General features: G+C 62.7%; 26 protein-coding genes and 1 pseudogene. 10 read left to right on the top strand and 17 right to left on the bottom strand.

Translation table 11 applies throughout. From position 1 onward, the window contains the following. Positions 1-15 precede the first annotated feature (15 nt). The 3 genes from hutG to hutI all read right to left on the bottom strand — a co-directional run bounded on the left by hutG (position 16) and on the right by hutI (position 4,026). Positions 16-834, bottom strand: a complete 819-nt coding sequence (gene hutG / locus NKK47_RS23125; protein WP_352578345.1) for an N-formylglutamate deformylase — start codon at positions 832-834, stop codon at positions 16-18. Between the two features lie 424 nt (positions 835-1,258). Then, positions 1,259-2,794, bottom strand: a complete 1,536-nt coding sequence (gene hutH / locus NKK47_RS23120; protein WP_352571517.1) for a histidine ammonia-lyase — start codon at positions 2,792-2,794, stop codon at positions 1,259-1,261. Next, positions 2,791-4,026, bottom strand: coding sequence for an imidazolonepropionase (gene hutI / locus NKK47_RS23115; RefSeq protein WP_352578349.1), 1,236 nt, complete (start codon positions 4,024-4,026; stop codon positions 2,791-2,793). The genes hutH and hutI overlap by 4 nt, the downstream gene beginning before the upstream one ends. Before the next feature lie 98 nt (positions 4,027-4,124). Here hutI and NKK47_RS23110 point away from each other — a divergent pair, with 98 nt between their 5' ends. After that, entirely contained in the window at positions 4,125-5,477 is a 1,353-nt protein-coding gene (locus NKK47_RS23110) for a formimidoylglutamate deiminase (RefSeq protein ID WP_352578343.1), read from the top strand. Next, entirely contained in the window at positions 5,474-6,235 is a 762-nt protein-coding gene (gene hutC / locus NKK47_RS23105; protein WP_352578342.1) for a histidine utilization transcriptional repressor HutC, read from the top strand. The genes NKK47_RS23110 and hutC overlap by 4 nt, the downstream gene beginning before the upstream one ends. 161 nt (positions 6,236-6,396) lie before the next feature. Here the strand turns inward: hutC and NKK47_RS23100 are convergent, their stop codons facing one another. Further along, complete coding sequence (locus NKK47_RS23100; RefSeq protein WP_023674415.1) at positions 6,397-6,741, bottom strand: RidA family protein; 345 nt, start codon at positions 6,739-6,741, stop codon at positions 6,397-6,399. A gap of 211 nt (positions 6,742-6,952) precedes the next feature. Between NKK47_RS23100 and aztA the strand changes: the two genes are divergently transcribed. The 4 genes from aztA (at position 6,953) to NKK47_RS23080 (ending at position 10,127) form a co-directional block, all read left to right on the top strand. Continuing rightward, on the top strand, positions 6,953-7,765 hold the full coding sequence (aztA, locus tag NKK47_RS23095; protein ID WP_352578341.1) for a zinc ABC transporter ATP-binding protein AztA: 813 nt from the start codon (positions 6,953-6,955) through the stop codon (positions 7,763-7,765). Then, entirely contained in the window at positions 7,765-8,640 is an 876-nt protein-coding gene (gene aztB / locus NKK47_RS23090; protein ID WP_352457155.1) for a zinc ABC transporter permease AztB, read from the top strand. The genes aztA and aztB overlap by 1 nt, the downstream gene beginning before the upstream one ends. 22 nt (positions 8,641-8,662) lie before the next feature. Next, positions 8,663-9,604, top strand: coding sequence for a zinc ABC transporter substrate-binding protein AztC (gene aztC, locus NKK47_RS23085; RefSeq protein ID WP_352578340.1), 942 nt, complete (start codon positions 8,663-8,665; stop codon positions 9,602-9,604). A 184-nt stretch (positions 9,605-9,788) separates the two neighbouring features. Beyond that, on the top strand, positions 9,789-10,127 hold the full coding sequence (locus NKK47_RS23080; protein WP_352457135.1) for a protein tyrosine phosphatase family protein: 339 nt from the start codon (positions 9,789-9,791) through the stop codon (positions 10,125-10,127). Between the two features lie 250 nt (positions 10,128-10,377). Here NKK47_RS23080 and NKK47_RS23075 read toward each other — a convergent pair whose 3' ends face one another. After that, positions 10,378-10,845, bottom strand: coding sequence for an Lrp/AsnC family transcriptional regulator (locus tag NKK47_RS23075; RefSeq protein ID WP_023674409.1), 468 nt, complete (start codon positions 10,843-10,845; stop codon positions 10,378-10,380). A gap of 139 nt (positions 10,846-10,984) precedes the next feature. Here NKK47_RS23075 and hppD point away from each other — a divergent pair, with 139 nt between their 5' ends. Then, on the top strand, positions 10,985-12,097 hold the full coding sequence (gene hppD / locus NKK47_RS23070) for a 4-hydroxyphenylpyruvate dioxygenase (RefSeq protein ID WP_352569813.1): 1,113 nt from the start codon (positions 10,985-10,987) through the stop codon (positions 12,095-12,097). 49 nt (positions 12,098-12,146) lie between these two features. Next, positions 12,147-12,371: a type II toxin-antitoxin system Phd/YefM family antitoxin gene (locus tag NKK47_RS23065; RefSeq protein WP_352578339.1), complete on the top strand. Its 225-nt coding sequence runs from the start codon at positions 12,147-12,149 to the stop codon at positions 12,369-12,371. A gap of 19 nt (positions 12,372-12,390) precedes the next feature. Here the strand turns inward: NKK47_RS23065 and NKK47_RS23060 are convergent, their stop codons facing one another. The 7 genes and pseudogenes from NKK47_RS23060 to hmgA all read right to left on the bottom strand — a co-directional run bounded on the left by NKK47_RS23060 (position 12,391) and on the right by hmgA (position 17,133). Next, complete coding sequence (locus NKK47_RS23060; protein ID WP_352578338.1) at positions 12,391-12,702, bottom strand: BrnA antitoxin family protein; 312 nt, start codon at positions 12,700-12,702, stop codon at positions 12,391-12,393. Further along, positions 12,689-12,945 (bottom strand): annotated as a pseudogene (locus tag NKK47_RS23055) (BrnT family toxin). Before NKK47_RS23055 ends, NKK47_RS23060 begins: the two are co-directional and overlap by 14 nt. Before the next feature lie 50 nt (positions 12,946-12,995). Further along, positions 12,996-13,544 (bottom strand): DinB family protein, encoded by a 549-nt coding sequence (locus NKK47_RS23050; protein ID WP_352578337.1) that lies wholly within the window; start codon positions 13,542-13,544, stop codon positions 12,996-12,998. Positions 13,545-13,548: 4 nt separating this feature from the next. Further along, entirely contained in the window at positions 13,549-13,842 is a 294-nt protein-coding gene (locus NKK47_RS23045) for a hypothetical protein (protein WP_352578336.1), read from the bottom strand. Further along, entirely contained in the window at positions 13,839-14,861 is a 1,023-nt protein-coding gene (locus NKK47_RS23040) for a fumarylacetoacetate hydrolase family protein (RefSeq protein WP_352578335.1), read from the bottom strand. The genes NKK47_RS23045 and NKK47_RS23040 overlap by 4 nt, the downstream gene beginning before the upstream one ends. Positions 14,862-14,909: 48 nt before the next feature. After that, positions 14,910-15,809 carry an MBL fold metallo-hydrolase gene (locus NKK47_RS23035; protein ID WP_352578334.1) on the bottom strand — a complete coding sequence of 300 codons (900 nt, stop codon included), beginning with the start codon at positions 15,807-15,809 and terminating at the stop codon, positions 14,910-14,912. 10 nt (positions 15,810-15,819) lie between these two features. Continuing rightward, the gene (gene hmgA, locus NKK47_RS23030; protein ID WP_352578333.1) at positions 15,820-17,133 is read right to left on the bottom strand and encodes a homogentisate 1,2-dioxygenase; all 1,314 of its coding nucleotides are present in this window, start codon (positions 17,131-17,133) and stop codon (positions 15,820-15,822) included. Between the two features lie 154 nt (positions 17,134-17,287). Between hmgA and NKK47_RS23025 the strand changes: the two genes are divergently transcribed. Beyond that, entirely contained in the window at positions 17,288-17,725 is a 438-nt protein-coding gene (locus NKK47_RS23025; RefSeq protein ID WP_352452268.1) for a MarR family winged helix-turn-helix transcriptional regulator, read from the top strand. Positions 17,726-17,755: 30 nt separating this feature from the next. On the opposite strand, the gene NKK47_RS23020 is transcribed toward NKK47_RS23025, so the two are convergent. The 3 genes from NKK47_RS23020 to NKK47_RS23010 all read right to left on the bottom strand — a co-directional run bounded on the left by NKK47_RS23020 (position 17,756) and on the right by NKK47_RS23010 (position 20,714). Then, on the bottom strand, positions 17,756-18,376 hold the full coding sequence (locus NKK47_RS23020; protein WP_352578332.1) for a DUF4304 domain-containing protein: 621 nt from the start codon (positions 18,374-18,376) through the stop codon (positions 17,756-17,758). Positions 18,377-18,394: 18 nt separating this feature from the next. Then, complete coding sequence (tdh, locus tag NKK47_RS23015) at positions 18,395-19,429, bottom strand: L-threonine 3-dehydrogenase (RefSeq protein WP_352452270.1); 1,035 nt, start codon at positions 19,427-19,429, stop codon at positions 18,395-18,397. A 97-nt stretch (positions 19,430-19,526) separates the two neighbouring features. Next, positions 19,527-20,714 carry a glycine C-acetyltransferase gene (locus NKK47_RS23010; protein ID WP_352578331.1) on the bottom strand — a complete coding sequence of 396 codons (1,188 nt, stop codon included), beginning with the start codon at positions 20,712-20,714 and terminating at the stop codon, positions 19,527-19,529. A gap of 265 nt (positions 20,715-20,979) precedes the next feature. Between NKK47_RS23010 and NKK47_RS23005 the strand changes: the two genes are divergently transcribed. Continuing rightward, entirely contained in the window at positions 20,980-23,052 is a 2,073-nt protein-coding gene (locus NKK47_RS23005; protein ID WP_352578330.1) for a putative bifunctional diguanylate cyclase/phosphodiesterase, read from the top strand. A gap of 5 nt (positions 23,053-23,057) precedes the next feature. Here NKK47_RS23005 and NKK47_RS23000 read toward each other — a convergent pair whose 3' ends face one another. Together NKK47_RS23000 and NKK47_RS22995 are read right to left on the bottom strand one after the other, a co-directional pair. After that, positions 23,058-23,300 (bottom strand): type II toxin-antitoxin system Phd/YefM family antitoxin, encoded by a 243-nt coding sequence (locus NKK47_RS23000; RefSeq protein ID WP_352578329.1) that lies wholly within the window; start codon positions 23,298-23,300, stop codon positions 23,058-23,060. A gap of 20 nt (positions 23,301-23,320) precedes the next feature. After that, complete coding sequence (locus NKK47_RS22995) at positions 23,321-23,749, bottom strand: MarR family winged helix-turn-helix transcriptional regulator (protein ID WP_023674397.1); 429 nt, start codon at positions 23,747-23,749, stop codon at positions 23,321-23,323. Between the last annotated feature and the right edge of the window lie 23 nt (positions 23,750-23,772).

The following is a 23,772-nucleotide window of genomic DNA, read 5'->3' as shown; positions in this document are numbered from 1 at the left end:
GAGGTGCACCGCGCGTCAGCGTTCGGCCCAGGCGATCGCGGTTTCCAGGATATTCTTCAGCGTGACGCGGATCGGCGCCGCGAATTCGGCCTCGTAAGGCACCGGCCAGTTAGCCGGTTCGCCCTTGCCTTCGGGCTCGCGCATATAGCCGCGGTTGGAGAGTTCCATCTGCAGCGCGTGGACGCCGGCTTGCGGCTGGCCGAAATGGCGCGTGATCCAGCCGCCCTTGAAGCGGCCGTTGACGACGTAGCTCTCGCCGGTTTCGGCGAGGATCTGGCCAACCGTCGCTTGCAGCGTCGGATCGGCGCTCTTGCCGTCATTGGTGCCGAGATTGAAGACCGGCAATTTGCCTTCAAAAAGGCGCGGCAGCACCGAGCGGATCGAATGGCAGTCATAGACGACGACCTTCCCATGCAAAGCGCGCAGCCTGCCGATCTCGGCCTGCAGAGCGGCATGATAGGGTACGAAGAACTTCTCGCGGCGTTCGTCGATCTCCGACGGTCCCGGCTCCTCACCCTTGCGGTAGAGCTGATCGCCGTCAAAGGTCTCTGTCGGGCAGAGCCCAGTCGTCGTCTGGCCGGGATAGAGCGAAACGCCGGACGGATCGCGGTTGACGTCGATAACGGTGCGCGAAATCGCCGTATGCACGACCGTCGCGCCGAGGCTCTCGGCGAAGTCATAAAGCTTGTCGATCCACCAGTCGGCGTCACGGCGGCCGAGCCAGGGCGAGACCAGCCGGCTGTCGAGGCCGGCGAGATCGATGCCGGTATGCGGGATCGAAACCAGCAGGGGTGCTGTGCCTTGGGTGACGGTGAGCCAGGAGGGTGAGGTCATCGGAAGTCTCCGCGCGACAGAACGCGACCTTGCAATCGTCCGTGAACACCGACCTCGCTTTTTGCCGGTCGGAACGCATTTTGTTCTTGCTTTGTGCCGGCAGCTATGCTATTAATTTGGGTATGGTGCTGATTCGGCCCGACGACCCGCCTTTGAGGCGGGTTTTTTGTTTCTGGATTTGAAAGTTTCGGTGTTGCCGGGCTGAGGTCGGCGGGACAGCGCCCCCCTCTGTCCTGCCGGACATCTCCCCCTCTAGGGGGGAGATTGGCAGCTTCGGCGCCTCGCTCAGTCCTGCAACGCTGGAGATTGGCGAAAGCCGAGACGACAGCCAATCTCCCCCCTGGAGGGGGAGATGCCAAGTGATGGCAAAGAGGGCAGGACAGAGGGGGGCGCGACAGAACGCGACCTGTCACGGCACACCGCCTCATGACGCAACGCCCGGCAGTTTCACCGCACCCGCGGCCTTCACCGCCGCGCCGCTGCGTATCATGGCGATGGCCTTCTCCATGTCGGGGTGGAAGTGCCGGTCGTTGTCGAGATGCGGCACCTCTGCCCTGACCAGCCGGCGCACCGCCTCCAGTGCCGCGCTCGAGGCCAGCGGTGCGTGGAAATCGCAGCCTTGCGCGGCGGCCAGCAATTCGATGCCGATGACGGCCGTCGCATTCTCGACCATGCCGATGAGGCGGCGCGCGCCATGCGCCGCCATCGAGACGTGGTCTTCCTGGTTGGCCGAGGTCGGGATCGAATCGACGCTGGCCGGATAGGCCTTTTGCTTGTTTTCAGAAACCAGTGCTGCCGCCGTGACCTGAGGGATCATGAAACCGGAATTCAGACCCGGCTTGGGCGTGAGAAAGGCCGGCATGCCCGACAGCGCGGGATCGACCAGCATGGCGATGCGCCGTTCCGACAGCGAGCCGATCTCGCAGACGGCGAGTGCGATCATGTCGGCGGCGAAGGCGACCGGCTCGGCATGGAAATTGCCGCCCGAAAGTGCGGAGTCGTCCTCGGCAAAGATCAGCGGATTGTCGGTGACGCCGTTGGCCTCGGTGCCGAGCGTCTCGGCGGCCTTGCGGAGCACGTCGAGTGCTGCGCCCATCACCTGCGGCTGGCAGCGCAGGCAATACGGATCCTGCACGCGCTCGTCGCCGACGCGGTGCGATTCACGGATGGCGCTGCCGGCCATCAAATTGCGCAACGCCTCGGCCGTCTCGATCTGGCCGCGATGTTTCCTGAGCAGATGGATGCGTGGATCGAACGGAGCGTCGGAGCCCTTGGCGGCATCGGTCGACAGCGCGCCGGCGACCAGTGCCGACTGGTAGAGCACTTCCGCCTCGAACAAAGCGGCAAGCGCATAGGCGGTCGAAAACTGGGTACCGTTGAGCAGCGCCAGGCCTTCCTTGGCGCCCAGTGTCACCGGCTCCAGGCCGTGCGAAACGAAGGCGACCTTGGCGGGAAAGCGGCCATGCGGGGTAAAGCACTCGCCGACGCCGATCATCACGGCGGTCATGTGCGACAGCGGCGCAAGGTCGCCGGAAGCGCCGACCGAGCCTTGCGCCGGCACCACGGGGATAACGTCGTTGGCCAGCATCGCCTCGATCAGTTCGATCGTCCGCGGCCGCACGCCGGAGGCGCCCTGTGCCAGGCTGGCCAGCTTCAGCGCCATCATCAGCCGGCAGATTGCGACGGGCATCGGCTCGCCGACGCCGGCGGCATGAGACAGCACGATGTTTCGCTGCAACGTTTCCAGATCGGCGGCGGGGATGCGGACGCTGGCCAGCTTGCCGAAGCCGGTATTGATGCCATAGACCGGCTCGCCCTTGGCAACGATCCTGGCGACGGCCTCGGCGCTGGCCTTGATCTTCGGCCGGCAGGCATCATCGAGCCTCAGTGCGGCGCCGCGATAGATGGCGCGCCAATCGGCCAGCGTGGCATTGCCCGGCCTTAGCTTGAGTTCGGTCATTGTCCCCTCCAGATGCGGGCATGCAGCGGGTTGAAGCCCATGCGGTAGACGAGTTCGGCCGGGCGCTCGACGTTCCAGATCGCCAGATCGGCGGATTTTCCGGCCTCCAGCGTGCCGGTCTGTCCAAGCAGCCCGAGCGCGCGGGCAGCCTCGCGGGTAACGCCGGCAATGCATTCATCGACGGTCAGGCCAAACAATGTCGCGGCCATGTTCATGGTCAGCAGCAGCGAGGTCAGCGGCGACGTGCCGGGATTGTTATCGGTGGCAACGGCCATCCTGACGCCATGCTGGCGAAACAAGGCGATCGGCGGCTTCTTGGTCTCGCGGATGAAGTAGTAGGCGCCGGGCAGGATGGTCGCCACGGTTCCTGCCTTCGCCATCGCCGCCGCACCCGCCTCGTCGGTGTATTCGAGGTGGTCGGCCGATAGCGCACCATAGCGCGCCGCAAGTTCGGCGCCGTGCAGATTGGACAGCTGGTCCGCATGGAGCTTGACCGGCAGGCCCGCCGCCTTCGCGGCATCGAACACGCGGGCGATCTGCTCCGGCCAAAAGGCAATGCCTTCGCAAAAACCGTCGACGGCATCGGCCAGGCCCTCGGCAGCGACGGCCGGCAAAATCTGCTTTGCAACAAGATCGATAAAGGCGTCCTTGTCACCTTTTGCTTCGGGCGGCAGCGCATGAGCGCCGAGGAAAGTGGTCCTGACCGTCACCGGCCGCTCACCGCCCAGCCGTCGTGCGGCGCGCAGCGACTTCTTCTCGTTTTCGAGGTCGAGACCGTAGCCGGATTTAATCTCGACGGTGGTGACGCCTTCGGCAATCAGCGCATCGAGGCGCGGCAGCGACTGGCCGACCAGTTCGTCCTCGCTCGCCGCTCGCAACGCCTTGACCGACGAGACGATCCCGCCGCCGGCCTTGGCAACCTCCTCATAGCTGGCGCCGGCCAGCCGCATCTCGAATTCATTGGCACGGTTGCCGGCGTGGACCAGATGGGTGTGGCAGTCGATCAGGCCGGGCGTAATCCAGCGGCCTTCGCAGTCGGTCGCCTCGGCGCCCTCGCGGAGAGCCGCCGGCATGTCGACTTCCGGCCCGGCATAGACGATCCGGCCGTTGCGCACGGCGACCGCACCGTGCTCGACGACGCCTGACCCGGCGCTGCTTTCGGCCATGGTCGCGAGGCGCGCATTGCGCCAGAGGCGAAGCTCTCCTGCCCGGCTTTTGCTCTCTGCAGCCATCATCTTTTCCGTTTCAATAGGTGACGATTATGTATATACATATGAAAAGGCACTGCAAGCGCTATCATCGCACGGCAGACCGGGATTTGGAGAAAAACGTGACAGCAATCTTTGCGGAACAGGCGCTTCTGCCCGACGGCTGGCACAGCAATGTGCGGATCGTCATCTCCGACGGCAGGATCGCCACGGTCGAGGCGAATACCTCGCTCCTGCCTGGCGACGAGCGCCGTGCCATCCTGCTATCAGGGATGCCGAACCTGCACAGCCATGCCTTCCAGCGCGGCATGGCCGGCCTTGCCGAATTGCGCGGCCCTTCCGCCGACAGTTTCTGGAGCTGGCGCGAGGTGATGTACCGTTTCGCGCTGTCGATGACGCCGGACCAAGTCGAGGCGGTCGCGGCCCAGCTCTATGTCGAGATGCTGGAGGCCGGGTTCTCGCGCGTCGGCGAGTTTCACTATCTCCACCACGACCGTGACGGCCGGCCCTATACTGACATCGCCGAGATGGCGCAGCGCATTGTTGCCGCAGCGTCCGAGACAGGCATCGGGCTGACTTTGCTGCCGGTGTTCTACGCGCATTCCTCTTTCGGCGGCGCTGCGCCAAACGAAGGCCAGCGCCGGTTCATCAACGATGTGAACCAGTTCTCGCGGCTTGTTGAGAAATGCCGCGAATCCATTCGCGCGCTGAATCAAGGCGTCGTGGGCGTCGCCCCGCACAGCCTGCGTGCCGTGACACCGGAGGAACTGGAAAACATCACGGTGATGGCGCCGGAGGGGCCTATCCACATCCACATCGCCGAGCAGATGAAGGAGGTCGAGGATTGTCTTGCCTGGTCCGGCGCGCGGCCGGTCGAATGGCTGCTTGCCAACGCCAAGGTCGACCAGCGCTGGTGCCTCATCCACGCCACCCACATGACCGACACCGAGACGACCGATTTGGCGAAAAGCGGCGCCGTTGCCGGTCTCTGCCCGATCACCGAGGCCAATCTCGGCGACGGCACCTTTGCCGCGTCCTCGTTCATGCAGCATGGCGGCCGCTTCGGCATCGGCTCGGATTCAAACGTACTGATCGGCCTGCCGGACGAGTTGCGGCAGCTCGAATATTCGCAGCGCCTCGCCCACCGCGCCCGCAACGTGCTGGCGGTGGCCGGTGGCTCGACCGGCCGTGCTTTGTTCGATGCGGCGCTCGATGGTGGCAGTGCCGCGTTGAGCGCCGGCCCCTCGCAGATCGCAGCAGGTGCCTCGGCCGATTTCGTCTCGCTCGACGGCAAGCATCCATCGCTGGCCGGCAAGACGGGCGATGCAATCCTCGACGCCTGGATTTTTGCCAACGGCACCAAGATCGATTGCGTCTGGGTGCATGGCAGGAAACTGGTCAGCGGCGGCATGCATGCCAGGCGCGATGCCATCGCCGAGCGGTTCCGCAAGGTGATGACAGCGCTTTCGGCATGAGCATGATCGGGACAATAAGCGCGGATTCTGGAAGCGCGGACGGCGGCGAGGTTCTTTCGCTGCACCAGCGCATCCTGTCGGACATCAGCGAACGGATCCTGTCGGGTGCCTGGGCGCCCGGCCACCGCATTCCGTTCGAGCATGAACTGACGGCCGAATACAATTGTTCGCGCATGACAGTGAACAAGGCGCTGTCCCAACTGGCCAAGGCCGGGCTGATCGAGCGCCGGCGTCGCTCCGGCAGTTTTGTCCGCCGGCCGCAGTCGCAGGCAGCCGTTCTCGAAATCCACGACATCCGGATCGAGGTCGAGGCACTTGGCCTGCCCTACCGCTATGAGCGCATAGCGCGAAACAGAAGGCGCAGCAGCGCCGACGACCGCGCTCTGCTGGAACTCGACGTCGCCGGGCCGGTGCTGGTGCTGGAATGCCGGCATTTCGCCGGCAAGCGGCCGTTCGCCCACGAGCAGCGGCTGATCAACCTGGCTGCCGTGCCGGAGGCCGCCGAAGAGGCGTTTTTCGACACCGCGCCCGGTCCGTGGCTGATCGGCCGTGTGCCGTGGAGTGCGGCCGAGCATCGCATCCGCGCGGTTGCCGCCGAAAAGCACGTAGCGGCGGCACTCGACATCGCGACGGGCGCGCCGTCCCTGGTGATCGAGCGGCGGACATGGAGCGCCGAGCACCCCGTCACCCATGTCCGCTTCACCTATGCGGCAGAGAACCACACGCTGGTGGCGCGGTTCACGCCGTCGCAGGGGTAAACCCTCCCCCTTGAGGGGAGGGTCGGCGAGTGATCGGAGCGAAGCGGAGATTGCGAGACGGGGTGGGGTCGGCGAGGCTGCACCGCCCCCACCCCGCGTCACAAAATGCCGCCTTGCGGCATTGCTCCGCGACCCTCCCCTCGAGGGGGAGGGTAAAGGCCTCAAATCGCCGCGGTAACAATAATCTCGACCAGATATTCCGGTCCGGCAAGTTTCGCTTCGCCGGTGGCGCGGGCCGGCGTGTTGCCCTGCGGTACCCATTTGTCCCATTCCGCGTTCATCTCGGCAAAGGTGCTCATGTCGGCCAGCCAGATGATCGCCTGCAGGATCTTGGTTTTGTCGGTGCCGGCCTTGGCCAGCAATTCGTCGATCGCCGCCAGAATGTCCCTGGTCTGGGCACCGACGTTTCCGCCCGGCTTGCCGACCTGACCGGCCAGATAGACGGTGTTGCCGTGGATGACGATCTGGCTCATGCGCGGGCCTACATCGATACGACGAATGCTCATTGGATATTCCTTCTCCTCTTGTCGCTGCGCCTGTTTAGGGGCCGGGTTCGCCGGCGGCAAGGCCGCTCGAGCGGAACTTCTTGAGCCAAGCCAAAGCACACAACAAGACGCCCCGGCCGCAATTCCGCCCGATTGGCTTGTTGACTAATGTAATAACATCACATATCGAATCCGCCCCTGCAGCACCGATCATCGCCCCATGGATCGTCACATGAGCCAAACCTGCCTGACCTTCCGCGACCTGACGCTGGGCTACAATAGCCATCCTGCGGTCCACCACCTCAATGGTACGATCCGCAAGGGATCGCTGACGGCGGTCGTCGGCGCCAACGGCTCCGGCAAATCGACGCTGATGAAGGGCATTGTCGGCGTCCTGAAGCCGATGGCCGGCGCGGTGATCCGGGCGCCGGGCGTGCGCGCCGCCTATCTGCCGCAGCAATCGGAACTCGACCGCTCCTTTCCGGCCCGGGTCGTCGACCTGGTTTCGCTTGGTCTGTGGCCGCGGCGCGGCATGCTCGGCCGTTATACGAGGGAAGATCGCGACTCGGTCAGCAAGGCGCTGATGGCCGTCGGCCTCGGCGGCTTCGAGAAGCGGCCCATCGACACACTGTCGGGCGGCCAGCTGCAGCGCACGCTGTTTGCCCGCGTGCTGCTGCAGGATGCCGAGCTCATCCTGCTCGATGAGCCGTTCAACGCGGTCGACAGCAAGACGGTCGGCGACCTGATCGCGCTGATCAAGCGCTGGCATGGCGAGGAACGCACGATCATGGTTGTGGTCCACGATCTCGATCTGGTGCGGCAGAATTTCCCCGAAACACTGCTCCTGGCGCGCCAGCCGATCGCTTGGGGAGAGACCAGGGAGACGCTGCAGCCGGAGAATCTGTTGCGTGCGCGCCGCTTCCACGAGGCCTGGGAGGACAACGCGCCATGGTGTGAGCCCGGCGAGCATGATCACGAGCACGGTGGCCACGAGCACGGCCATGACCACGACCATCATCACGGCTCCGGGCCGAGGGCGGCATGATGGAGGTGCTTTACGGTCTTTTCGTCGCTCCTTTCGCCGACTACGCCTTCATGCAGCGGGCGCTCGCCGGTTCGATGATGCTGTCGCTCGGCGCCTGCCCGGTCGGCGTGTTCCTGATGCTGCGGCGCATGAGCCTATCCGGCGATGCCATGGCGCATGCCATCCTGCCGGGTGCTGCCGCCGGCTTCCTGTTCTATGGCCTGGAGATCCTGCCGATGACGATCGGCGGACTGATCGCCGGCATCATCGTGGCGCTCGGCGCCGGCGCCGTCTCGCGCTTCACCATTCAGCGCGAGGACGCCTCGATGGCGGCCTTCTATCTGATTTCGCTGGCCATCGGCGTGCTCATGGTGTCGATCCGCGGCTCCAGCGTCGATCTCATGCATGTGCTCTTCGGCACCGTGCTGGCGCTCAACAATGAGGCGCTGACGCTGATCGGCGGCATCGTCGTGGTGACGCTGGTCAGCCTCGCCATCTTCTGGCGGGCGCTGGTCGCCGAATGCCTCGACCCTTTGTTCCTGCGCTCGGTCAGCCGGATGGGCAGCCCGGTGCATTTCATCTTTCTCGGCCTCGTCGTGCTCAACCTCGTCGGCGGCTTCCAGGCGCTCGGCACCTTGCTGTCGGTCGGGCTGATGATGCTGCCGGCAGCGGCGGCCCGCTTCTGGACCTCGCGCGTCGAGCCGATGTGCGTGTTGGCCACAGTGATCGGCTTTGCCTCCTGCATTGCCGGGCTGCTGTTGTCCTACCATGCGTCGCTGCCCTCCGGCCCGGCCATCATCCTGTCCGCCGGCGTCGTCTATTTCGCCTCGATCCTGTTCGGCACGCGCGGCATCCTGCGCGCCCGCATCGTCCATCACCGCCACAGAACTGCCTGATCCCAACAAGGAGAAACTGTCCATGCTGAAATCGATCCGCGCCGCTTTGGCCGTGAGTGTTATAACATTAACCGCCTTTGGCGCATCTTCGGCCTTCGCAGAGCCGTTGAAAGTGGTCGCCAGCTTCACGATCATCGCCGATTTCGCCAAGAATGTCGGCGGCGACCGCATCGATCTGACCACCATCGTCGGGCCGGACGGCGACGCCCACGTCTACGAGCCGAGCCCCGGCGATGCGGTGGCGATGGCCAAGGCCGACATCGTGCTGGTCAACGGCCTGCATTTCGAAGGTTTTCTGCAGCGCCTGGTCGACGCCAGCGCCACCAAGGCGACTGTCGCCGTGCTGACCAAGGGGGTCACGCCGATCAATTTCAAACCCGAATTCGCCGAGGCCGATGTCGCCGAAGGCGCGGAAACCGATGGCGGCAAGACGGTCACCGATCCGCATGCCTTCCAGTCGATCGCCAATGCCAAGATCTATGTGAAGAACATCGCCGACGCCTTTTGCACGGCCGACGCTGCGGGTTGCGACAGCTACAAGGCAAATGCAGCCGCCTATACGCAGAAGCTCGAGGCGCTTGAGGGCGAAGTGCAGGCGGCGATCCAGTCGATCCCGCAGGAGAAGCGCGTCGTCATCACCTCGCATGACGCCTTCGGCTATTTCGAGCAGGCCTACGGCTTGACGTTCCTTGCCCCGGAAGGCGTGTCGACCGAGTCGGAGCCCTCCGCTGCCGACGTCGCCAAGCTGGTCAGCCAGGTGAAACAGGACAAGGCGGCGGCGATCTTCGTCGAGAACATCACCAACCCGCGGCTGATCGAGCAGATCGCCAGCGAGACCGGCATCAAGGTGGGCGGCACGCTCTATTCCGATGCGTTGTCGCAGCCCGACGGCCCGGCCGCGACCTATATCGATCTGATGCACAACAACATCGCCCAGATCAGAGGCGCGATCCTCGGCAGTTGAGCCAACCGATCCGGTTCATCCAGCCGGGCTGGCGCATGATGCATCCTGGCGACGTACCGCGTTAGCCCGGCTGGATTTCCGGCATCGAAATCTCTATCTGCGCGATGGATTTCTTTTCGCGCGGATTGCCGACCGGGTCAGGGAGTGGCAAGACTGCCGCTAACCAGATTGCGAGGACACCGCCATGGAATACCGTCAGATCAGCGAGGACTATTCGGTCTCCGGCCAGATCCAGCCCGAGGATGTCGCCACCATCAAGGCCGCCGGCTTCAAAAGCGTGATCTGCAACCGGCCGGACGACGAGCAGCCCGGCCAGCCATCGGCCGACACCGTCAAAGCGGCGGTCGAGGGCGCCGGGCTCGCCTTTCGCTACATCCCTGTCATCAGCGGCCAGATCACGGCCGAGAATGTCGAGGACCAGGCCGAGGCGCTGGATGAGCTTGATGGCCCGGTCTTCGCCTATTGCCGTTCCGGCGCGCGCTGCACTAATCTTTATGGGCTGATCCAGCAGTCGAAGGGGTGAGAGGCCTCACATTCCGAGCGGAGGAAGTCAAGTTCCGCACTGTGGCGATCCTTCACACCCCCCTCTGTCCTGCCGGACATCTCCCCCTCAAGTGGGGAGATTGGATGTCGCGTTGGCTTTCGCCAATTTTCAGCGTTGCGGAGTGGGCAGCGAGGTCAGAGCTGCCAATCTCCCCACTTGAGGGGGAGATGGCCGGCAGGCCAGAGGGGGGTGCTGTCCCTCCGCCATATCTAACGAAAAGCCGTCTGGGCTAAATCGGCAGCGCGCCGGTTTCCTTCAATGTCTCGAGCACGATCGCCGTCTTCACATGCTGCACCGATTCGTGCGGCAGCAGCACGCCGTTGACGAACTCCGACAATGATTTGAGATCGGGCGTCACGACTTTCAATATGTAGTCCATCTCGCCGGTCAGCGCGTGCGCTTCCTGCACCTGCGGCAGCCGCGCCACCAGTTCGCCGAAACGCCGCGCATTGTCGCGGTTGTGGGTGGCGAGCGTCACCGAGATGACGTTGACCAAGGAAAAACCGAGCTTGTCGCGGTCGAGCACCGCCCGGTAGCCCTTGATATAACCGTCCTCCTCCAGCCGCTGGCGACGGCGCGAGCATTGCGACGCCGACAGGTTCACCCGTTCCGACAGATCGTTGTTGGTCAGCCGTGCATCGCCCTGCAGCAGAGCCATTATCTTGCGATCAAACTGGTCGATGCGCGCCTCATCCATGAATTTCGGCTCCGCAGTGCACAACTCGCGCATGATCAGACCATTTCAAGTGTTTGAATGCAAGCAATTTGCACTCGCTCCGCGCTATAATTGGGTTCAGATGGCCGACGCGGCCAGTTCCAGATTTCGGAGCAATGCCATGGGTCCCTTCCCGCACGACGCACCGCCCGCCAAGATCAGCAAAACCAATCCCGCCGGCACCGACGGCTTCGAGTTCGTCGAATTCGCGCATGCCGAGCCGGAAAAGCTCGCCGAGCTTTTCACCCGCATGGGCTATGTGCCGGTGGCCAAACACCGCAGCAAGGACATCACCGTCTGGCGGCAGGGCGACATCAACTATGTCGTCAATGCCGAACCCGGCTCGCATGCCATGAAATTCGTCGACAAGCACGGCCCTTGCGCCGCCTCGATGGCGTGGCGGGTGGTCGATGCAAGGCATGCCTTCGATCACGCGGTGGCCAAGGGCGCGACGCCCTATGAAGGCAACGACAAGACGCTCGATGTGCCGGCGATCGTCGGTATCGGCGGATCGCTGCTCTATTTCATCGAAACTTACGGCGAGAAGGGCTCGGCTTACGACGCCGAGTTCGACTGGCTGGGCGAGCGCGACCCCAGGCCGGAAGGCGTCGGCTTCTATTATCTCGACCACCTGACCCACAATGTCTATCGCGGCCAGATGGACAAATGGTGGGATTTCTATCGCGACCTGTTCGGCTTCAAGCAGATCCATTTCTTCGACATCGACGGCAAAATCACCGGCCTGGTCAGCCGCGCCATCACCTCGCCCTGCGGCAAGATCCGCATCCCGCTCAACGAGTCCAAGGACGAGACCAGCCAGATCGCCGAATATCTGAAGAAGTATAATGGCGAGGGCATCCAGCACATCGCCGTCGGCACCGACGACATCTACGGCGCCACCGACAGGCTGGCCGCCAACGGCCTGAAGTTCATGCCGGGCCCGCCGGAGACCTATTACGACATGTCTTATGCCCGCGTGAATGGGCACGAAGAGCCGATCGAGCGCATGAAAAAGCACGGCATCCTGATCGACGGCGAAGGCGTCGTCGACGGCGGCACGACCAAAATCCTGCTGCAGATCTTTTCCAAGACAGTGATCGGCCCGATCTTCTTCGAGTTCATCCAGAGAAAGGGCGACGAAGGTTTTGGCGAGGGCAATTTCCGCGCCTTGTTCGAGTCGATCGAGCAGGACCAGATCAAGCGCGGCGTGCTGAAGGTGCAGGCGGCGGAGTAGGCTAACCGGACTTCTTGCGATTCGGTCAGTAGTAGATCAGACTTTGGCCATGAACATTGCTATCGCAGAGGCCAAGGCAAGACTGTCGGAACTCGTCAGTCGCGCGGAAGCTGGCGAAGAGATTGTGATTACCCGTCGCGGCAAGGTTGCGGCGCGCCTCGTGCCGCTAGCCGTGCCCGAGTCCCTGCCTCGTGTCGGCGCCATGAAGGTCAAAATCAGGATTGCCGACGATTTTGACGAACTCGGTCCCGAATGGGACGGGTATGCCAAATGACGCTGTCACAGGCAAACGTCTATTTGGCGAGGCCGGCGGCTTTGCGCAGAATCTTGTTGATGCGGCTCTGCCAGCCGGGGCCGCCGGCACGAAAGCGGGCGACTACGTCACTGTCGAGACGGAGTGTTACCTGCTTCTTCGGATTATCGAGAGCCGGCCGGCCGCGCGAACGGCGAATGCTTTCGGCAAGCTCAGGGAACGCTTCGGCGAAAGGACGAGCGTTTCGAAAATCCTCCTCTGTCCATTCCGGATTCTCCGAAACGGCTTCCCAGTCTTCTTTGCTGTAGCCGCGACCAGCTTCGAACTCGGTGCGCACCTTACGCTTTGCCATTGAACAATCTCCTTTCCGCGGGACTTGCCGCGCGCATCGAAATTATCGAGATGCCCTCGGAACCGAGCCGGGCAAACACCACCGCAACGATGCCATCGATGATCCGGCCAATTGCCATGAGACGACCGGCCTTGGCAGTGCGGATTGTCGAGGCAAGAAAAACTCGTCATCAAGCGCCGCAAAATCCAAGCCGTGCTTGTCAATGTTGGCCAACCGTTTCGGTTCGTCCCAAACGATCTTCATCAGAATTTATGTACCTACAATAATTAAGTCAATAATTTTCGTAACTACAACTAATTGCGACGTTCGAGCACCAACCTCTCGACCTCGGCTTTCCTGAGTTTCAGATCATAATCGAGGAAAAACTCGTCGAGTTGCGGCGGTTTCACCGAGGTGCCGGACAGCATCGCGTGCACCTGGCCGCGATGATGGATGTCGTGGATGAAGAGATGGGCGAGCAGGTCGCCGATCCGTTCCGGTATCATGCCGTCCTCGCGCCGGTCGGTGACGACGCGGCGCTCGAGATCGTCCGCCGACAGGCGGTCGCAAAAGGCGATCAGCCGCCGGTCGGCCTCCGCCTGTGCAACAAAAAGCGCCTTGGCATCATTGAACGGCACAAAATCGTCATGGGCGGCGGCGCCGACGCCGCCCTCTTCGAGAAAATCGAGATAGAGGTGATCGACCGCCAGGATATGATTGAGCGTTGCCTTGATCGAGGGGAAGAAGCTTATCCTTTCAGCCTCGAATTCGCCGGGCTCAAGCTGCAGCACGGCACGATAGAGCCGGTCGTTCGACCAGAGATTGTTGGCTGCCATGCGGCGGAAATGGTTCAGCAGGTTCATGACTTCACGGCGCGACCCGGAATAGCGACACACCCGCCCATAGAAGCGCAAACCCAGCCAAAACAATCAGCAGCAGCCCGATCATGCGCCGCCGCATGCCTTGCGTTTCCTGGTCCAGCGCGACATTCGTGTTGGTGACGGTGTGAAACATCATCGCCTTGCGCGGAAAGCCGCTGCGGTTGGTCAGGCCGGGCGAGCGCGCCTCGATCCGATAGCTCAGCCGGATCGCCTGGATGAAGATCGCCAGCATGACAAGGGCCCAGACACCGCACAGCAGGTAGAATGTCTCGCCCGTCATTCTCTTGCCCCCGCGTACTTCTCGACCTTCTGCTCGATGGCGCCGAAGATCGAATGCCCACCCCGGTCCTTCATCTCGATACGCACGGTATCGCCAAAGCGCAGGAACGGCGTTTTCGGTTCGCCGGCTTCGATGGTCTCGATCATGCGCAACTCGGCGATGCAGGAGTAGCCGACGCCGCCCGCCGAGACAGGCTTGCCCGGCCCGCCGTCGAGCTTGTTGGAGACGGTGCCCGAACCGACGATGGTGCCGGCGGCCAGCGGCCGCGTTTTTGCGGCGTGGACAATCAGCGCCGGAAAATCGAAGGTCATGTCGATGCCGGCGTTCGCCCGGCCGAACGGCTTGCCGTTGAGATCGACCAGCAGAGGCAGGCTGACCTTGCCGCCGTCCCAGGCATCGCCCAGCTCGTCCGGCGTCACCGCAACCGGCGAAAAGGCCGATGACGGTTTCGACTGGTAGAAGCCGAACCCCTTGGCGAGCTCGGGTCCGGTCAGGCCGCGCAGCGTTACATCGTTGACCAGCATGACCAGCCGGATCGCCGCCCGCGCCTCATCGAGGCCTGCGCCCATCGACACATCGTCGACGATGACGGCGACCTCGCCTTCCATGTCGATGCCAAGGGTCTCGTCGACCATGCGGATTGGGTCGCGCGGTGCGAGGAAAGCGTCCGAGCCGCCCTGGTAGATCAGCGGATCGGTCCAGAAGCTTGCCGGCATCTCGGCGCCGCGCGCCTTTCGCACCAGCTCGACGTGGTTCACATAGGCCGAGCCGTCGGCCCATTGGTAGGCGCGCGGCAGCGGCGAATGGGCGTCATGCTCGTGAAAGCGGGCAGACGGCACCGCATTATTCTCAAGCGATTCGGCCATCGCAGCGAGATGCGGCGCGATGCGATGCCAGTCGTCGAGCGCGGCCTGCAGCGTCCGCACCAGGAACGAAGCGTCGGTAAACCGCGTCAGGTCGCGCGAGACGACGACGAGCTTTCCGTCGCGCGTCCCGTCCTTCAATGTGGCAAGCTTCATGCGGTTTCCTCTCCTGGCGCAGCTTTGGCGCTGCTTTGATTTTTTGTTCTACGCATGATCTCTTCCGAAAACCGGTTCCCACTTTTCGGGATCATGCTCCAGCCCCACAACAAGGCCGTCGCGGGCGATCGTCAAGTCGCCGGCCCATGTTTTCCTGACGGCGGCAATCCAGTCGGCCTCGCCGATCTCCGGATCGTCGGCCGGAATGAGGTGGTTGACGACTAGCCTTTTGACGCCTGCGTCGCTGGCGATGCGGCCCGCCTCCTCGGCAAAGCTATGGCTGGCAAGCAGGTGTTCCCTCAGCCTTGCGCCGTTGCCGGTCTTCGCGACCAGCCGCTCGATACCCACTTCCAGCATGGCCTCGTGGACCAGTATGTCGGCGCCTTGGGCGAAATCCGCCAATGGCGGAAAGAACGCCGTATCGGAGGAGAACACCACACTTTTCGCGCCGTGATCGAAGCGCAGCGCAAAGCAGTCCGTCACCGGCGGGTGGTCGACACGCAGCGCCGATATTTTGAGACCGCGCTCTTCCGCCACCTGGCCTTCACCAAACTCGACGATCGAAACCATGTCGCGGAGATCCGGCCGCCCTTCATCGGCGATGCGGATCTCGATGTCGAATTCCATCGCCTGGCAAAAGCGCTGCCAATAGTAGCCGGTGCCGGGCGGGCCGAACACGGCGACCTTTGTTGCCAGGCCGGCCGTCCATGCGGAGTGGATCAACGGTCCGAGTTCCAGCACATGGTCGGAGTGCAAATGCGTGATGAAGATCAGGTCGAGCGCCTTCAGGCTGATGCCGGCAACGGTCAGCCCGCGCGTTACGCCCAGCCCGCAATCGACGACGATGGTGCGGCCGCCAATCTCCAGCAGTGACGAACTCGGCCACGGCCCGCCCGGCCGCAGCGCCGGGCCACCCTTCGAACCCAGAAGCACCAGACGATCCGTCATGCGACGGCGCTCAAGACCAGTCGCCCTCTGGCGTCCCGTTGAAGCGTTTCTTCAGGTCGGCCCAGCAGTCGATGTAGTTGTCCTGCCGGGTTTCGAGCTCGGCGCCATAGCGGGTCACCATCTGCGGAAAGCGTGTTTCGAACATGAAGGCCATGGTGTGGTCGAGCTTGACCGGCTTCAGCTCCGCGCGCGAGGCTTTTTCGAAGCCGGGTGCATCGGGTCCGTGAGCCAGCATCATGTTGTGCAGGCTGATGCCGCCGGGCACGAAGCCCTCTTCCTTGGCATCGTACTGACCATGTATGAGGCCCATGAACTCGCTCATGATGTTGCGGTGATACCAGGGCGGGCGGAACGTATCTTCGGCGACCAGCCAACGCGGCGGGAAGATGACGAAATCGATATTGGCGGTGCCTTCCTCGCCGCTCGGCGCGGTCAGCACGGTGAAGATCGACGGATCGGGATGGTCGAACAGGAGCGCGCCGACCGGCGAAAAGGTCGCAAGATCATATTTATAGGGCGAATAATTGCCGTGCCACGCCACCACATCCAGCGGCGAATGGTCGATCTCGGTGACATGGAACTGGCCACACCATTTCGCGATCAGCCGACAGGGCGTGTCCTTGTCCTCGAACCAGGCGCAGGGCGTCTTGAAATCGCGCGGATTGGCCAGGCAATTGGCGCCGATCGGGCCGCGATCCGGCAGCGTCAGCTTGGCGCCGTAATTCTCGCAGACATAGCCGCGCACTTGCGGATCCACCAGTTCGACCTTGAACACCAGGCCGCGCGGCAGCACGGCGATCTCGCCCGGCCTGAGTTCGATGACACCCATCTCGGTGACGAAGCGCAAGGCTCCAACCTGCGGCACGACCAGCAACTCGCCGTCGGCGTTGAAGAAATGATCGTCGGCCATCGAACGGTTGGCGACATAGACATGTGCCGCCATGCCGGTCTGGCCGAGCACGTCGCCGGCGGTGGTGATCGAGCGCATGCCGGCAATGAAATCGGTCGGCTCGGTCGGCATCGGAACTGGGCTCCAGCGATATTGGCCGAGCGCGAGCCGGTGGTCGCCGACATTCGGCGCGCTTTTCCAAAGCGGATAATTCGCCGCTTTGAAGCGGCCGGTGTGCCTGACGCTCGGCCTTATCCTATAAAGCCAGGAGCGCTCATTGGTGCCGCGCGGCGCGGTGAATGGAGAGCCCGAAAGCTGCTCGGCATAGAGGCCGTAAGCCGGCCGCTGCGGCGAGTTTCGCCCTTGCGGCAGCGAGCCGGGCAGCGTTTCGGTCTCGAAGTCGTTGCCGAAACCCGGCATGTAGGAATAGGCCATGGAATCCTCCCGAATTCATAGTCTCGGAGCATCGTTTGCGCATCCGCAAAGATGCTCAGAGTTGACCATACCGGTTTCATTTGTAACCATTGAAAATGTAACCATCAACGGTGATTTCGGCATGAGCCGCCAGCATGCCCAGTCAGGGCCAACCATGGAAATCCTCGAGCTGGAATCCTTCCTGCCTTACCGGCTCTATCGGCTTGCCGATGCCGTCAGCCGCGAATTTTCAAGAATATACAAGGACCGCCACGGCCTGACCCGGCCCGAATGGCGCACACTGGCCGGGCTTGGACAGCACGGCACGATGACGGCGACGGCGCTCGGCGAGCAATCGGCCATGCACAAGACCAAGGTTTCGCGCGCGGTCGCCGAACTCGAGCGGCGCCGCTGGCTGACCCGCACGCCAGACGAGAAAGACCGTCGCGTCGAGCATCTGACGCTGACCAAAGCGGGGCTTGCCGCCTATCGCGAAATGGTGCCGCTGGCGAAGGAGTTCGAGCGGGAGCTGCTGGAGAGGCTTGGTGCGGAAGAGCGGGCGGCGATTGTCAGTGGGGTAGCGGCGCTGGAGGCAAAACTCACCCTGGGTTGAAATCCTCTATAGGTTCGACCGTCGCAGAAATCAGATGGCTACCGCGGCAGGCAACGCTCCTAAACCGTAATAGGCGCGTTCGGCTACAATGAAGCCTCTGACACGGCTTCGAAATGCTATCTCATCGATGTAGCCCAAGAGAAGCTGCGCCTGCGAAGCCGCATGTCTCTGAGCGCTTTCAAACAGCCGCCTTGCCGTTTCAAAATCACCAGCCAAACCGGCCGCCACCCCGGCGTGGAAAGCTGCCCATTCGCCGTAGGCGCCCGGCTGCAATTCATTCACGAGGATTGTCGCTGTCGCCTGCACGGAAGGGAACATTGATCGGTGAACCTGATCGATTTCGACGGCCTTCTTGCCCATTTGATCAACCGCGAGCAGAAACTGTGCCGGGCTCTCGAACGGAACGAACTGTCCAATGCGCTGAGGACGATCGAAGGTAACTGTTTCAGGGAGCGAACCCCAGAGCCAGTGGACTGCTACGTTAAGGTAAGTGCCTTTGGACCAAGAGCTGGGCTGGAACTCGACTACACTTAGCCAGAAGCCGCGATCGGCGATCCAGATTCGAGACTTCCCTTTGCGTTGAAATCCGGCGGGCTTCAGTACGATCTTTGCCTGCGAGGCAATGATGCGACCGTGCTCATTATCCGCCATCTTGCACCCCTATATGCCTCACCAATCCATCACCACCTTGCCGGAATTGCCGCTCTTCATCGCTTCGAAACCGGAAATGTAATCGTCGATGCCGATCCGGTGCGTGATTAGCCCCGACACATCGAGCGGGCCCTGCACCAGGGCGATCATCTTATACCAGGTCTCGAACATCTCGCGGCCGTAGATGCCCTTCAGATGCAGCATCTTGAAGATGACCTTGTTCCAGTCGATCTCGAAGCCGGTCGGCGCAATGCCGAGGATGGCGATCTTGCCACCATTGTTCATGGTGTCGATCATGTCGCGGAAGGCGGGCGCCGCGCCCGACATTTCGAGGCCGACGTCAAAACCCTCGGTCATGCCGAGCGCCGGCATCACGTCGCGCAGCTTTTCCTTCGACGCATCGACGACATGCTGGACGCCGAGCTTTTTCGCCAGTGCCAGGCGCACCGGATTGATGTCGGTGATGACTACTTTTCGCGCGCCCACGCACTGCGCCACCAGCGCGCCCATGATGCCGATCGGCCCGGCGCCGGTGACCAGCACGTCCTCGCCAACCAAGTCAAAGGACAATGCCGTGTGAACGGCATTGCCTAAGGGATCGAAGATTGCCGCGATCTCGTCCGGCACGTCGTCGGGGATCGGCACGACGTTGTGCTGCGGGATCGCCAGATACTCGCCGAAGGCGCCCGGCCGGTTGACGCCGACACCAAGCGTGTTGCGGCACAGATGCCCCCTGCCCGCCCGGCAGTTGCGGCAATGGCCGCAGACGATATGGCCTTCTCCGGAAACGCGCTGGCCGAGTTTGTACTCGGTCACCGCCGTGCCGAAATCGGCGACGGTTCCGACGAATTCGTGGCCGGTCACCATCGGCACCGGCACGGTCTTTTGCGCCCACTGGTCCCAATTGTAGATGTGCACGTCGGTGCCGCAGATCGCCGTCTTCCTGATCTTGATCAGCACGTCGTTCGGACCGATTTCCGGCACCGGCACTTCTTCCATCCAGATGCCCGGCTCGGCCTTGGCCTTGACCAGCGCCTTCATCATGTTCGACATTCTCTTGTCCCCTGAACCTTAGTCGCCTGAACCTTAGTCGCCTGAACCTCAGTCGCTTGAATCTCTTGATCCGGAATCGCTTTTCGGTTCCGGCCGTTCAGGAAATTACGCCGAGTTCGCGACCGACTGCCGCGAACGCCTCAACCGCGCGATCGATGTCTGCCCTGGAATGGGCGGCTGACATCTGCGTGCGGATGCGCGCCTGGCCCTTCGGCACCACCGGGAAGGAGAAGCCGATGACGTAGATGCCGCGCTTCAGCATCCGCGCCGCCATCTCCTGCGCCAGCGTCGCGTCGCCCAGCATCACCGGGACGATAGGATGGTCGGCGCCGGCCAGTGTAAAGCCGAGCCTGCCCATCTCGGAGCGAAACCGCGCTGCGTTGGCATATAGGCGCTGACGCAACGCATCGCCATTGCGGACCAGTTCGAACACCCGAATCGAGGCGCCGGCGATCGCCGGCATCAGCGTGTTGGAAAACAGATAGGGCCGCGAGCGCTGGCGCAGCCAGTCGACCACCTGCTTCCTGCCCGAAGTGTAGCCGCCCGACGCGCCGCCCAACGCCTTGCCAAGCGTGCCGGTGATGATGTCCACCCTGCCCTCGACGCCGCAATGTTCGGCCGAGCCACGGCCATTCCTGCCGACGAAACCAACTGCATGGCTGTCGTCGACCATCACCATTGCATCATATTTGTCGGCGAGGTCGCAGACGCCCTTCAGATTGGCGATGATGCCATCCATCGAGAACACGCCGTCGGTGGCGATCAGCCGGAACCGGCAGTCGCGCGCCTCTTTCAACCGCGCCTCCAGATCGGCCATGTCGTTGTTGGCGTAGCGGAAGCGCTTTGCCTTCGACAGCCGCACGCCGTCGATGATCGAGGCGTGGTTCAGCGCATCGGAGATGACCGCATCCTCCTCGCCGAGCAGCGTCTCGAACAGGCCGCCATTGGCGTCGAAGCAGGAGCCGTAGAGGATCGTATCCTCCATGCCGAGGAAGCCAGAAATCGTCGCCTCGAGCTGCTTGTGTTCTTCCTGCGTGCCGCAGATAAAGCGCACCGACGCCATACCGTAGCCGTAGCGGTCAAGCGCCTGCTTGGCCGCTTCCCGCAGTTCGGCGCTGTCGGCGAGGCCGAGATAATTATTGGCGCAGAAATTCAGCACCTTCTCGCCGCCGACCTCGATCTCGGCCGATTGGGTCGAGGTTATCACCCGTTCGGATTTGTAAAGGCCGGCCGATTTCAGTCCTTCAAGCTCGCTGTCGATGTGGGAAAGGAATGCTTCGGTCATGATCAGGCCCTGTTGAGATCGACGAGGACTGTCGCGCCGCGAGGGCGAAAAATCCATCGCAAAAGCGACCGCTTCGGTGGCGGCAATGGCACGGCAGAGGCCACGATGTTCAAATGCGGAGGCGCCGCGAAAGATTGCAATAACCACTTTGCGGGTTTCCCGCCACGGTCGCCGCCGCCGGCCTGCTGCCGTCCCAAACCTGTTAACACTTTGAAGCCAAAGGTTGTCGCACAAGAATTCGTTGGCGAGAGGGCCGCCTCAGAAAATGTCGCAGCAGCCGGTGCACGCCGTTTCAGGCAGGCTCATACTCCTGATCAAATCCGGCTACTGGCTGGCTCTGCTGATCATAGCCGCCATGGTCGTGGCCTCCTTCATCCTGCTGCAACAGGTGATGTCTACCCAACGGCACAATCAGGCGCTGCTCGATATCGTCAGCACACAGAAAGCCCTGTCGCAGCGCATCGTCTTCCTCGCCGGCGCGACAGGCAGCGCCTCACGCGACCAGCAGCCGGCCCTGGTTAGCGCGCTCAAGCAAGCGACGGTGGAGTTCGAGAAGAACTACGATCTGCTGCTCGAACGGACCGCCGCCGATCCGGCGTCGCCGGCAAGGTTCGATCCGAAATCGATCGAGAGCGTGCTTTTCGCCAAGCCGTACCATCTCGACTATTTCTCGGTCGGGCTTATCGCCAACGGCGAACGCCTGATCTCGTCATTCGAATCGCGGCTCAACATGGCCGGCAATGGTGGCTACAAAGGCGGAGAGGAGCGTGTCAACCTGAACGCTTCCGTTGCCAACGCAACATTGTCGGGCTATGCCGCACTTGGCCAGCGCATCAGCGCCTTTGCAGACCAGCGATCCGAAACACTTCTCGATCTTAACCGCACATTGTTCTACTCGACCATCGGCGTCATCGTGCTGGTGGCGCTTTTCATTTTCAGGCCGATGTCGAATGCCATCCTGCGCCGGACGCGCGAGCTGGTCGATGCGCGCAATTCCATGGCCTTTATTGCCGTGCATGACGGGCTGACCGGCCTGCACAACCGCACCTTCCTGACCGAGCATTTCGATACGCTGATCAATGCGGCGCGGCGACGGCGTGAACGGGTTGCCGTGGTGCAGTTCGATCTCGACCGGTTCAAGCAGATCAACGACACGTTCGGCCACGCCGCCGGCGATTATGTGCTGGTGGCGGCTGCGCAGCGCATGCGTGATTCGTGCCGTACGTCGGATCTCAACGTGCGGCTCGGCGGCGATGAATTCGTCATGATTCTCAATGGCGCCGGCAGCACCGAGGACATCGATACCGTCGCCCGGCGCATCCTGACCAAGCTCAACAAGCCGATCGTCTTTCGAGGCACGACAATCCATCCAGGCGTAAGTGCCGGGATTGCGGTCTACCCTGTCGACGCCGACAATGCGCAGGATCTGCTCGTCCATGCCGATCTGGCGCTGTATTCCGCCAAGAAGCAGGGCGGCGGCAGCTTGTCGTTCTTCTCCGAGGAGCTGAGGCACGAACTCGATTATCGCAAGCAGCTCGAGCTCGACATCAGGACCGCCATCTCGGAGAAGGCGTTCGAAGTCTATTTCCAGCCGCAGGTGTCGCTGTCGGACGGCGGCATCAGCGGCATCGAGGCTCTGGTTCGCTGGAGACATGCCGAGCGCGGCATGATCGCGCCGGGCGAGTTCATTCCGATCGCGGAAAAATGCGGTCTCATGCCCGAGATCGGCCGCATCGTCATCGCCAAGGCGATCGACGAAGCAGCCGAATGGAACCGCGCAGGCATCGCCTTCGGACGGATCGCCGTCAATGTATCCGGCTCGGAGCTGCGCGAGACAGATTTCGAAGTCTTCCTGTTCGACATGCTGGAGAGGGCTGGCCTGCCAGCGCACAGATTGTCGCTGGAGATCGTCGAATCCGTGATCCTCGACGACGAGAAGACCGGTATCGCGGCAAAGCTGCGGCACATTCGCGCCGCCGGCATCCATCTTGAGCTCGATGATTTCGGCACCGGCTACGCATCGCTCAGCCATGTCAATCCAAACGAGATCGATCGGCTGAAGATCGACCGCCGTTTCGTCCAGAACATCAACGAGAACAGCGGCAACACCAAGATCGTGCGTGCCCTCACAGAACTCGCCCGCGGTCTCGGCATCTCGATCGTTGCCGAGGGCGCTGAAACCGAAGCCGAGCTCGACTCGCTGATGGCGATCGGCTGCGACCAGGTGCAAGGCTATTCCATCGCTTTCCCGATGCCGCCGAACAGCGTGCGCGGATGGCTGGTGGCGCGAACGCCCAAGAAGGCCAGGCTGACGGTGCTGCAGGGCTGCCGGGCGTAGATCCGTCATGGTTCGGCCTTGCGAACCGACATGATCTGCCGAGGCGGAAGGTCATCCTCATCACCGGGAAATCCTGCCAGCAATTGTCCAAAGTTGGGCACACGCGCCAGTCTTTCGTAGTCCTGAAACGACAAAATGACCGCCTGCTTGCGGCCGTGCCGGGTGATGATGGCCGGTTCTCCCGCGACGACCTGATCGAGCAGCGCCGAGAGTGTAGCCCCGGCATCCTTCAGCGAAATTTCGCGCATGGCGTTTCCTATCCTAATTTCTAACCCTCGACATTGGCCCGCAGCGCAGCCAGCACCTGTGCAAACTCCGCCAGCCTGTCGTCGGACAATCCCTTCCGCAGCCGTTTGTCGAAGGCTAACGCGGCGGTGCGCAATTTCAGGAACAGCGCTTCTCCGGCTTGGGTCAGCTCCACCTGGTGAACCCGGCGGTTCTCGGGATCGCGGCGGCGCATCAGCAGGCCTTGCGTCTCCATGGCGTTGAGGTGGTGGGTCAGCGTTGCGCCCCGGATGCCGATCATGCCGGCGAGCTCGCGTTGGTTGGCCAGCTCCCGCGACTTGACCGACAGCAACGTGACCCAGACCGGCAGCGTGCCGCCTGCCTCGACCAAGGCAGCGTCGAAAGCCTGCGCAACCAGCTTGGCGGTGCGCGCGAGATTCATCCCGATCGGCGGGCGGTCAAAGGGCGTCATGATCCGACACTAGAACAAGGGCA

The organism is Mesorhizobium sp. M0019, from assembly GCF_040323975.1.
GTDB lineage: Bacteria > Pseudomonadota > Alphaproteobacteria > Rhizobiales > Rhizobiaceae > Mesorhizobium.
This window is presented reverse-complemented; position numbering and strand designations above follow the sequence as displayed.